Raw genomic sequence first — 11,372 nt, 5'->3', positions numbered from 1 at the left:
TACAGTGACCTATACTGCTACGGACGTGGCAGGCGGTACATCACCGTTCTATGTATGGAAGAAGAACGGTGTGACGGTAGGTGCGGGTCCTGTATACTCGTATGTACCTGCCAATGGTGATGTGATAACGTGCGAGATGACGAGCAACTTCCCGTGCAGGCTTCAGGATGTTGTGAGCAGCGATGTGAAGATGCGTGTGGTGGTGCCCCAGGCACCTGTGGTGACGATAAGCGCGAACCCCGGGCTGTCGATATCGGAGGGCCAGAACGTGAGGCTGACGGCTCATGTTGCCAATGGCGGCAGCGAGCCCCTGTACAGGTGGTCGGTTAACGGGACGGTGGTGAGCGGCGCTACGAACGCGATGTACATGAGCAACGAGCTCCAGGATGGCGATGAGGTGACGGCAGAGGTGACGAGCGGCGGTTACTGTGCAGGCCTTGTGGGCACTGAGACGGTGACGATGAAGGTGAGCCCTCTGGGTGTGGGCACCACGGCCACTGGTACGGATGTGCGCCTGCTGCCCAACCCGAACAGCGGCAGGTTCACGGTACGGGGTACTGTGGGTGGTGATGCTAAGGAGGTGAACGTTGATGTAGTGGATGTACTGGGCCAGGTGGTATACCGTGGTGTGGTACGGGTACAGAACGGTGCGATAGATGAGCAGCTGCAGCTGGGTGGCGACCTTGCCAACGGCATGTATATGCTGAACCTGCGCACGGCCACAGAGGTACGCACCTTCCACTTCGTAATGCAGAAGTAAAGAAGAATGATATAGCAAGATCATATGGATCCGCCGGTATTTGCCGGCGGATCTTTTTTATATCGACTTAAGTATGGAGGACGCGCTAAGTATGCAGAGATGCTAACCGGTAGGACATATAAGATCTGGCTTGTTGGGCGTTAATGAGGCTTCAGATACTAGCTTTTGTGTTTCTTTTGCGCACTTTTCCCCATGCATCGTCATGTACCATTTAGACTTTAATATCCGGCATTTGTAAAACCTGTAATAAGCCCCTCCCCAACCCTCCCCCAAACGGGGAGGGCGGTGTTACGTCCTATAATTCGCCATGCCGCCATTCTATGTATAAACGGTATAATTGAGAGCATAACAATTGTGGGGGGAAAGACATGCATATGATCGACAAAAGGATGTGATGATCATTACATGTATTGAATGTTGAGCGTTTGAAGAATGATGACATAAGCTTTGTTAAGCTTTGTTGCAGGGGAGTGATCGGTCCATGTCGGCAGAAGAGATAACAGTGTCTTTGTTCACTTGTAACTAAACTCACTGTTTTATTGATGCCGATAGGAATGAAAAAAGCCACACCAAAGGCGTGGCTTACTTGAGTTCTTTTATCGTTCTCTTATTTGCTGCTTTTACCGGTAATAAGCTCGTATGCTTTTACGAATACACAGCCAAAGGTGGTGAAAAGAATATTTATATCTAGCCAGATACTGCGGTTCTTCATATAGTATATATCCCACTGTATCCTTTTGCGAAGCTCTCTTTCTACGCTTATCTCGCCTATATAGTCCTTTATCTGTGCCATACCTGTCATGCCGGGCAGTACTTCGAGGCGCAGATTGTAGTAGGGTATACACTCGGAATAATAGCGTGTATGATAAAGCATGTGTGGGCGTGGGCCTACGACACTCATATCGCCAAGGAGAACGTTGAAGAACTGGGGCGTTTCATCGAGGTGAGTGACGCGGAGGAACTTGCCGATCCAAGTGATGCGTTTGTCGTTGATAGATACCTGCTTTATATGTGCTTCATCATTCACATACATGGTGCGGAACTTGAAACAATCGAATTCGGTGCCCATGTAGCCAGTGCGTTTTTGCACAAAGAAGACGGGGCCCTTGGAGGTGAGTTTGATAAGTATGGCCAGGATAGGGGTAAGCCACGACATAATGGTGAGAATGAACAAAGAAGATATAGCCACATCCATTATGCGTTTTGCGGTAACATAATAGGATGCGGGCTGATGCTCCAGGTATTGTTGGTTCATTTCCTGGAACATAAAACGAATACTTGCCATATCCGTTTGCGGAATGGCAGGTGTCTGTACTTTTTCCAGCCTCATGTCTAATGCACCAGGATCTTTCATTTCCAAATTGAACTCGATATACCTTTGTTCAGCAAAAATCGTGCTAAAAAGTCAATAACCGAAAATATTTTTCATAAAATATACTAAATTATGATGTATAAATATATTTCATTTTGTTATATAGCAATGGTCCAATTTTAAATAACGGTTATTTTTTGGGTCGTATCGCAGATCTTTTAAGAAGTTCTTAATTTTTTCTTCGGCAGACACTAAGAAAAAAACAGTACATTTGCATTTTGAAAAAACTTAATATTAAAGATCTGGTATATCTGTGTATGGTATGCTTTGCCTAACCTGAAACATGAAAAAAATAAAAAGATACCTGCATTACATAAATACCTTTATCAGGAGTTCTGAGAAAGGTGTTATCATCAGGGACCTTTATAAAGAAGTACGTCATAAGGGCCTTACCATGGGCGTGCAGAGTTTTCTGCACCTGAAGGCAGGGTATTTCTTTCCCGGCTATGATGTGACCTCCGATTTCGATCCTATCTTCTCTATTCGCAGAAAGCAGAAACACCTGATGATATCGCTGCCTGTAGCGATGGCGCCTAAGGTAACAGTGATAATACCGCTGAACAACGAGGTAGAGCATGTGTACTATTGCATACGATCGATAGTAGAAAAGGCGATATATACCAACTATGAAGTAATAGTAGTGGACGACGGCTCGGAAAGGGGTAGTGAGCTACTGAGCATGCATATACAGAACCTGGTGGTAGTGCGCAACGATAAACGCATAGGCCATACCAAAAGCCTGAACCAGGCCGTAAAACGTGCACGGGGCGATATGTACCTGTTCCTGGGGCATGATACGCTGGTAAGGAAGGGCTGGATGCAGGAAATGCTGCACACCTTTGAGAAGCACGAGCAGACAGGCATAGTGGGAGCGAAACACCTGAATGCCGATAATACACTGAAAGAGGCGGGCGGCATAGTATGGCAGGATGCCAGTGTATGGGGCTATGGCAGCGGCGATGATCCCGAAAAGGCTGAATATAACTATGTGCGGGATGCAGACCATGTATCGGGTTCGGCGATGATGGTATCGAAGGAGGCGTGGGAAAAGACAGGCGGCTTTGACGAGGGATACTCAGAGTCTTTCTGCGAGGATACGGACCTGTGTTTCGAGGCGCGCAAGAACGGTTTCAGGGTGCTGTACCAGCCGACATCGGTAGTGGTGCACTTTGAAGAGGCGCGAAGTGGCAGGAACATGAGTGAGCAGACCAAAAAACTGCTGGTGGCCGACAGGCAACGTTTCAGAGACAAATGGCAGGCAGAGCTGAAGACAAGAACGAAGAAGGGAAAAAGGATACAGCAGGTGCGCAGCAAGGACATGGCGTACCGCAGCGTACTGATAATAGACCAGGACCTGCCGGCACCGGACCGTAACCCGGCGTGGAAAAATGTGAACGAACTGGTGGACCTGCTGCTGGATATGAAATATAAGGTGACCTTCCTGAGCACTTACTCTCACCAATCGCAGCAGACGGTGGAGCAACTGCAGCAAAGGGGCGTAGAAGTGCTGATGGGCGACAGGCAGGACCATGTGAAAGAGAACATGCAGTACTATGAGGCGGTGCTAATGTGCAGGATAGCTGCAAGCATGCCCTATATGATACTGCTGCGCAACAACAATTATAAGGGTACCGTCATCAACTACGGCAGGGAGCTGAGCCACCTGAAAGTGGACAGGGAGATAGTGATAAAGAGAGACCTGGTCTTCGACCTGCAATCGAAGCTGCTGAAGGCGCAGGAAGATTTTGTGTATGCACATGCCGACCACTCGCTGATGGTGAGCTGGGAGGAGATAGAGTACCTGAGAACATATATATCGAAGCAACTGCACTACATACCGCCTTACCACTTTGACATAAAAGAGCGCGTGAACGGCTTTGAAAAGCGGGAAGGCATACTGATGGTAGGCGAGGGCAACTACATACCCGACCAGGATGCCATGAAGTGGCTGCTGAAAATGTACGAGCCACTGCACGAAAAGGGTATAGCGCTAACGATAGCAGCGGCCAATACACCATCGTTCATCTTTGACCATAAGAAGAGATACAAGCTGCTGAACATAGTAACAGATACGGCGCCCGATAGCCTGCAAGAGCTATATGCAAAGACCAGACTAGTGGTAGCGCCCATGCGCATAGGCGCAGGGATGAAGGGCCGTGTGGTAGAGGCCATGGCCAATGGTGTACCTGTGGCGGGGACCTTCCTTGCATTTGAGGGTATACCGAAGGACAATAGCTTTGTATATGCCGGCCACAACTCTGAGAAAGAGCTGGCGCAGGCCATAGAAGATATATATAGCAATGCCGCGCAGTGGCAGCAACTGTCTGCAGCAGGTATGGCATATGCCCGCAAGAACTTTGACGGGGCTAGCCTGAAGGAGACACTAACGAACATACTGGGTAACACCGGTAAATAGGTGACAATGACCCTAAAATAGAGAAGGCATCGCGAGCGCGATGCCTTCTCTATTTTAGAGCCTATAGGAACTTATATGTTCCTGAAAGCCTTTTTGAAGGCTTCTTTCATATTGTCTTTGCTGTAGTGGCGGCGAATGTAACTTTTGCCGGAGCGCGAAAGACGCTCCCATGCGGCCTTATCGGTGTGCAGCAGTACTATATCGTCGAAAAGCTCGCGGGCAGAGTTGCGGCCTTTATAAGTGAGCTCATTGTCCTTTGCGAGGGCTTCGAATGCCTTGTCGGTGCCCGATACGGGCAGACCCTTGGCCATGGCCTTCAGCACGCTTTCGCGAATATCGGCGCCTAACCTCATGGGGGCTATGGCCACCCTGGCCTTTGTATACAGATCGTTGATGGTAGAGACAGAAGCATTCTGCAGTATAGTGAGCGACGGGAAACGGCGCTTGTAGGCCAGTACCGACTCGGGTATATGCGTACCTGCTATGGTGAGGTGTATGCCCCTTTCCTCAAGGCCGGCATATACCTCGTCGAGGAACCAGTGAATGGCATCGGTATTGGTAAGATGGCCGAAGCCGCCTATGTATACTATGCCCTGCCTGTTATCGAAAGGAACGGGTGTTTCATCGTCCTGGAAGAAGTATTCGGGTATGAGGTGTACGGGGGTGAGGATGTTGGTCTTCAGGTATGCCGCATCTTCTTCGCTGGTGAGCAGCACGCGATCGGCACTGTGGTACATGAAGAACTCATCTACCTTCACGGCCTCGGCCATTGCCATGATAGATGCATCGCCATTGGCAGCGGCCTCGCGGCCTGCTGTGACGAAACCGAGATCGTGACCATAATAGACGATGCTGCCACCGTAACGCTGCGCGCGCAGGTATTCCATAACGGGGCGCGATACCGATGGCCTGCTAAGGAGCACGATATTTATCTCGTCGATGTGGGCAGTGATGTACTCCTTCCAGCCATCGGTGGGCGATGCATACTCTTCGCCGTGCAGTACCTCTACTTTTTTGGCTATGAGCTGCTGTACCTCGGGCATATCGGCCGAGAGGCCGGGGGCCCAGAAGGTGACATCGCAGCCCAGGTTCACGAGCATCTCGGTGATGTTGCTGATGCTGTGCGCCTCAGCATCCTTATCAGGATCGGGCGCTTCGGTATGTACTACCAGCACGCTTTTGCCGGGTCGTACTACACGGGTCTCCTCTTCCGGCCCGCTATGCCCGGGCATATCTATCTTCAGCTGGAAGTCGGTGCAGTGTACGCTGAGGTTGGGGTTGTAGAAGGGATCGTTGTCTATGAGCTTCTGCCATTTGCCGCGGAATATGCCGAAATCCTTTTCGTGCTGCGCCCATGCTTCCTTGCTCTGGAATGGATGGCCACGCGTGGCAGACTCGTAGTGATATACCTCTACATCGGGCACATAGACGTTGAAGTAGCCATGGGTGAGGAACTTGAGGCAGAGGTCCACATCGTTGTACTCTACATCCAGCATTTCGTCCATGCCGCCTACCTCGGTATATATCTCCTTGCGGAACATGACACATGCAGCGGTAACGGCCGAATAGTTGTTGAGCGAGCGAACGTAGTTGTAATAGCCGCGGTCGTTGCGATGCATGTTCACGAAGACGTGGCCTGCAGCGCCGCCAAGGCCCAGCACCACACCGGCATGCTGTATGGTATCATCTTTGTAGAGCAGCTTTACGCCCACGGCGCCTGTATGCCTGCGCTGCGCGAAAGATACCATCTCGGTCATCCAGTCGTTCTGTATGACCTCTATATCGTTATTGGCAAGCAGTATGTAGTCGCCCTTGCTGTGGGCCACGCCTATGTTCATGAGGCGTGCGAAGTTGAACTTGAAGTTGGCCTCTACACAGGTGAATATGTCGCCATGGCTTTGCTTGTATTCCTCCATTAGCTGGAAGAACTCGGGCGTACTGCTATTGTTGTTGAGCACTATTATCTCGAAGTCGGGATAGGTGGTGCGGGTGAGCATAGAGTCGATGGCCGTCTTGAGGAGGGCCACCTGGTCTTTGGTGGGTATGATGATGCTGACCTTGCCGGGCTTTGTGACCTGGTAGTGCATGCGGTAGCCGCCCAGGGTCTCGGGTATGTGCGATACGGTACCCGGTGTGCCGCGGCGCTCCAGCGCTTCTTCCAGCGCCTTTTGCGCTGCTATGAAGGCATATGGCTTGGCCTCGCCGCCGCTGGCCACCGATGCCTGGTGTATGCGCCAGTGGTAGAGCACCTTGGGTATATGGCCTATGTGGCTGGTACACTCTGTGGCGCGCAGCAGGAAGTCGTGGTCCTGGCTGCCTTCGAAGCCCAGGCGGAACTCTTTTACCTGTGCCATTATGTTCTTGCTCACCACTATGACGTGGCCCATATAGTTGCGCGACAGCAGGTTGTCGGGCGCCCAGTCGGGCTTGAAGTGGGGCGATGAGAGCTCTCCCTTTTCGTCTATCTTGTCCTCGTCGGAATAGATGACCTCATCTTCGGGGTAGGCATTGATATGCTTTACGAATTCGAAGAGGCAGTTGGGCGTAAGCAGGTCGTCGTGGTCCATGAACAGGTAGTGGTCGCCTGTGGCCAGTGAGAGGGCGCTATTGGTATTGGCCGATATGTGGCCATTGGTCTCGCGGAATATGACCTTTATGCGCTTATCGCGCGATGAATAGTCGGTAAGTATCTTGCGTATCTCGGGGTTGGGCGATACGTCATCGGCCAGGCAGAGCTCCCACTTGCCATATAGCTGGCCGATAACAGATTCTATGGCCTCGATAAGGAACTGGGGAGGAGGGTTGTATACAGGTATGATGATGGAGAACACCGGCTGAATGGATACCTGGCGTATCTGGCCGTAGTACTCTTTTTTCAGTACCCTTATATCCAGCTTGCCACTTATCCATTCATTGTAGTTGTGGTGTATCTCTTTGTAAAGGCCGAATTTCCGCAGGGCTTTTTTGGCTATCTTCTTCACCAGCTCGAACCCCGGCTTTGTGAGCACGAAGGAGGCGAATTTGAAGAGACTTTTTACGGTGCCCTGTTCGGTCGATATTTTGGCAAAGTTCCTTTTCATTGATGATACTGGTATACCGGAGTTTCTGTACTAAAGGTAATAAAGGTAAAAAGATGCAGTGTATGAGGCGGCCGTATCAGAACAATTGTTTGTAATTGTCGCAGATATCCCTGGAGGGGCCGGCATGGGTCACATAGCCGTTCTCCAGCAGTATGGCCGTATCGCATATCTTCATCACATCATCGGGGAAGTGCGATACGAAGAGTATGGTCTTTCCCTTGTGTTTTATCTCGTATATCTTTTCCATACACTTGGCCTGGAAACCCTGGTCGCCCACGGCCAGCACCTCGTCTATGATGAGTATATCGGAATCATTGGCGAGCGATATGGAGAAGGCCAGGCGTGCCACCATGCCCGATGAGTACTGCTTTACCGGCATGCGCAGCACCTCGCTCTTCAGCTCTGAGAACTCGGATATCTTGTCTATGGCCTCTTGCTTGGTGGCCGCATTGGATGTGCCGTAGAGCGCCAGCAGCATAGATATGTTCTCGTACCCGGTGAGCTCCAATTCCAGCCCGGCGCCTATGGCCAGTATAGGCGCAAAGGTGCCGTTGACGGTAATGGTGCCGGTCTCGGGCTTTATGATGCCGGCTATGGTGCGCAGCAGGGTGCTTTTGCCAGAGCCATTGCGGCCTACTATACCCATGCTCTGGCCACGGAAGATCTCTACATTTATATCGTTGAGTATGCGTTTGTTCTTGAAGGGGTTCTTGCGCTTGACGATGAGGTCTTTTAAAGAATAGACACCGACATTGTTCTGCCAGAAGCTGACACTTACGTCCTCGACCTTTATGATGGTATCTTTACTCATGCCCTAGATAGCTGAAATGAACTGGTTCTTTAAGCGGTTGAAAACGAACTGGCCTACCAGGAACATGGAGAGCGCTATAATGGCGCAGCTGATCCAGAGCTGGGAAGATGGCGGCTCGGGGTTGTAAAAGATGCCTCTGCCCAGGCGAATGAAAAAGTATATAGGGTTGTTGACGATGATGGTGCGATACTCGGTGGGTATATCGGTCTCGGGTATGGCTATGGGGGTAAGGAAGAATAGGGCCGGCTGAATGGTGCCCCAAATGATGCCTATATCGCGGAAGAAGACATTCATGGAGCAGAGCAGCAGATTGAGGCCATAGACGAAGATGGCGAACATGGCCACGCAGGGTACTATGAGCAGCAGGCGGAGGTCGTATACAAGACCGCCCCAATGCATAATGATAAGAAACACAATGAGGGTGAGCAGGAGATTGAACAATTCGCCCAATACCTCTGACAGGGGAAAGAAGTAGGAGGGGATATTGAGCGCCTTCAGCAGGCCTGCCGAACCGATGATGCTACTGACGGACTGACTGGTGGAATTGGAAAAAAAGAACCAGAATATGAGGCCCGAAGTGGCATAGAGCACATAATTGTCTATACCGGAGCGCTGCTTGAAAATGACCGTAAAAATGAGCAGGTACAGCAAAGGTTTGAAGAAGCCCCACAAAAAACCCGCAAAAGAATTCTTATACCTTAATATCACATTGCGCTTGCTTAAGGCATATATGCGGTCGATATTTTGCACGTTTGCTGAATTTGTTGATACTTTGCGAACGGGATAACCCATTTGCTGTTCTTGATAATATGAAACTGTATGTTAATGCGCGCTTCTTAACGCAGCCTGTTTCAGGTGTGCAAAGATATGGAATTGAATGTTGCAGGAAAATTAAAAAAAAATATAAAGAATGCGTTCTCCTTGCTCCGCCGGACATATATAACAAGGATGTGGCAAATGAGCTGGGGGTGACCATAATAGGCAAACGCAGGGGCCATGCGTGGGAGCAGACAGACCTGCCCCTATACCTGGCCCGGCAGGGCAGACCCCCGCTGTGGAACCCCTGCAATACGGCCCCGCTGCTATACAGCAATAACTTCATAACCCTGCACGACCTGGCATTTTACCACCACCCCGAGTGGAACTCGAAGCGATTCGCTATGTGGTACAACATACTGATACCGCGTGTGGTGAAGGGCGCGCGCCACATATTTACCGTAAGCGAGACCATAAAGCGCGAGATAACGAACATATACCACAGGCCCGCACAAGGTGTGAGTGTGACGTATAACGGTATATCTGATGCCATGCTGACCCATGAACGGCAGGATAGGCCGAAGGAACGCATGATACTATCGGTAGGGAGCTTCAACAAGCGGAAGAACCACCATAGCCTGATAAAGGCATTTTGCGAGAGCGACCTGAAGAACACACATACGCTGGTGATGATGGGCGATAAGAACAGGGTATTCAGCGAGACGGGCATAAATGAGGAAGACCTGCAGCGCGATAACATAAAGGTGCTGAGGGATGTACCTGAGCAGGAACTGATGGATATGTACAGCAGGGCAGAGATAGTGGTATCGCTATCGCTGTACGAGGGCTTTGGCATACCGGTGCTGGAGGGGCTGTACCATGGCTGCAAGGTGGTATGCTCTGACATAGCTGTGTACCGGGAGCTGTATGGCGATGTGGCCACCTTTTGCGACCCGCTGGATACCACTGCCATAGCGCAGGCCATACGCCGCTGTGCCGATGGCCCTGCGCCCTATGCCGCACAGGTACAGGCACTGTGCAATAGATATAACTATGATACTGCTGCAGATACCATCATTAATGTGATGACGGGTGGCAAGGCCTGAGATCAGGTAGTGGCCGTATCGAGCGTGAAACCGAAGGAAGAGCCTACGCCGGGCTTGCTGCGCGCGGTCACCGTTTGGCCATGGGCCTCTACTATGTGCTTTACGATGGCCAGGCCCAGGCCGGTGCCGCCTATGGCACGGGCGCGGCTGCGGTCGGCACGGTAGAAACGCTCAAATATGCGGGGCATGTGCTCTTCGGCAATGCCGGGCCCATCGTCCGATATCTCTATGTATACATTCTTCTCATCTACCTCGTAGCAGCCGGCTATCACAGAGCCTTTTTCATTGCCGTACTTTATGGCATTGTCCACAAGGTTCACCAGTACCTGTTTTATCTTCTGCTTGTCGGCATAGACGAACAGGGGACGCTCGGTGCCTTTTTTCATAAGCAGGTTTATGTGCTTGTCCTTTGCCTTGAAGAGCAGCTCTTCATACACTTCCTTTATGAGCTCCTGTATGCTGAATGCCTCTTGTATGAGGGGTATCTTGCCCGATTCCAGCTTCGATATCTCGTCGAGGTCGTCTACGAGACGCACAAGGCGGTCTATGCTCTTGGATGCATTGGAGAGGAACTTTATGTTCACATTAGGATCGCTGAGCGCACCGCCCAGCAGTGTATCTACATAGCCCTGTACAGAGAAAATGGGTGTGCGCAGCTCGTGCGCCAGGTTCATAAGGAACTCTTTGCGGAACTGCTCGTTGGCCTTCAGCAGCTCTATCTCATCTTTCTTTTGCGATGCCCATTTCTGCACGTCCTCGCTCACCTCTTCTATAGACTTCTGCGGCAGTACGTTCTCGTAAAAATACTCTTCGCGGCGGGTGGCCTTGGTCTGGTAGATGAACTTGTAGATGAGCTTTATCTTCCGGTAAATGAACCGCTGCAGGGTGTAATAGTACAGCAGGTAAGAGATGATGAAGGTGACACCGAAGACAATGAGGGGCACATACCATATGTTGCTGATGAGCATGCTCATCAGCGCATTGGCTATGGCCGTGATGGCCGCAGTGATGGAGGAAAGCAGACCCGGGGAGAGGTTCTTGGAAGAGAGCAGAGACATGATACTAAATTAG

8 protein-coding genes are annotated in these 11,372 nt (G+C 50.8%); 3 read left to right on the top strand and 5 right to left on the bottom strand.

From position 1 onward, the window contains the following. The coding region (locus ABD843_RS03985) for a T9SS type A sorting domain-containing protein (protein ID WP_345078868.1) at positions 1-760 on the top strand (760 nt) is incomplete at its 5' end. Between the two features lie 607 nt (positions 761-1,367). Here the strand turns inward: ABD843_RS03985 and ABD843_RS03980 are convergent. After that, a complete protein-coding gene (locus ABD843_RS03980; RefSeq protein ID WP_345078865.1) occupies positions 1,368-2,114 on the bottom strand; it encodes a sugar transferase in 747 nt (248 codons plus the stop codon). Between the two features lie 301 nt (positions 2,115-2,415). On the opposite strand from ABD843_RS03980, the gene ABD843_RS03975 reads away from it, so the two are divergent. Further along, the gene (locus ABD843_RS03975; protein ID WP_345078863.1) at positions 2,416-4,548 is read left to right on the top strand and encodes a glycosyltransferase; all 2,133 of its coding nucleotides are present in this window, start codon (positions 2,416-2,418) and stop codon (positions 4,546-4,548) included. A 71-nt stretch (positions 4,549-4,619) separates the two neighbouring features. Here the strand turns inward: ABD843_RS03975 and ABD843_RS03970 are convergent, their stop codons facing one another. The 3 genes from ABD843_RS03970 to ABD843_RS03960 form a co-directional block, all read right to left on the bottom strand. Beyond that, positions 4,620-7,628, bottom strand: coding sequence for a glycosyltransferase (locus ABD843_RS03970; protein WP_345078860.1), 3,009 nt, complete (start codon positions 7,626-7,628; stop codon positions 4,620-4,622). 76 nt (positions 7,629-7,704) lie between these two features. After that, on the bottom strand, positions 7,705-8,439 hold the full coding sequence (locus tag ABD843_RS03965; RefSeq protein ID WP_345078857.1) for an ABC transporter ATP-binding protein: 735 nt from the start codon (positions 8,437-8,439) through the stop codon (positions 7,705-7,707). Positions 8,440-8,442: 3 nt separating this feature from the next. Beyond that, positions 8,443-9,189 (bottom strand): ABC transporter permease, encoded by a 747-nt coding sequence (locus tag ABD843_RS03960; protein ID WP_345078854.1) that lies wholly within the window; start codon positions 9,187-9,189, stop codon positions 8,443-8,445. Between the two features lie 200 nt (positions 9,190-9,389). Between ABD843_RS03960 and ABD843_RS03955 the strand changes: the two genes are divergently transcribed. After that, the gene (locus tag ABD843_RS03955; RefSeq protein ID WP_345078851.1) at positions 9,390-10,301 is read left to right on the top strand and encodes a glycosyltransferase family 4 protein; all 912 of its coding nucleotides are present in this window, start codon (positions 9,390-9,392) and stop codon (positions 10,299-10,301) included. Between the two features lie 2 nt (positions 10,302-10,303). Here the strand turns inward: ABD843_RS03955 and ABD843_RS03950 are convergent, their stop codons facing one another. Further along, a complete protein-coding gene (locus ABD843_RS03950; RefSeq protein ID WP_345078848.1) occupies positions 10,304-11,359 on the bottom strand; it encodes a sensor histidine kinase in 1,056 nt (351 codons plus the stop codon). Positions 11,360-11,372 lie beyond the last annotated feature (13 nt).

The organism is Nemorincola caseinilytica (assembly GCF_039540515.1).
GTDB lineage: Bacteria > Bacteroidota > Bacteroidia > Chitinophagales > Chitinophagaceae > Nemorincola > Nemorincola caseinilytica.
The sequence above is the reverse complement of the archived record's forward strand: the minus strand, read 5'-3'. Positions and strand labels throughout refer to the sequence as shown.

What these genes read in the sequence shown, in the direction of transcription:
- ABD843_RS03950 (WP_345078848.1), bottom strand. Translation starts at nt 11,359, where the DNA reads ATGTCTCTGCTCTCTTCCAAGAACCTCTCCCCGGGTCTGCTTTCCTCC.
- ABD843_RS03975 (WP_345078863.1), top strand. Translation starts at nt 2,416, where the DNA reads ATGAAAAAAATAAAAAGATACCTGCATTACATAAATACCTTTATCAGG.
- ABD843_RS03970 (WP_345078860.1), bottom strand. Translation starts at nt 7,628, where the DNA reads ATGAAAAGGAACTTTGCCAAAATATCGACCGAACAGGGCACCGTAAAA.
- ABD843_RS03965 (WP_345078857.1), bottom strand. Translation starts at nt 8,439, where the DNA reads ATGAGTAAAGATACCATCATAAAGGTCGAGGACGTAAGTGTCAGCTTC.
- ABD843_RS03980 (WP_345078865.1), bottom strand. Translation starts at nt 2,114, where the DNA reads ATGAAAGATCCTGGTGCATTAGACATGAGGCTGGAAAAAGTACAGACA.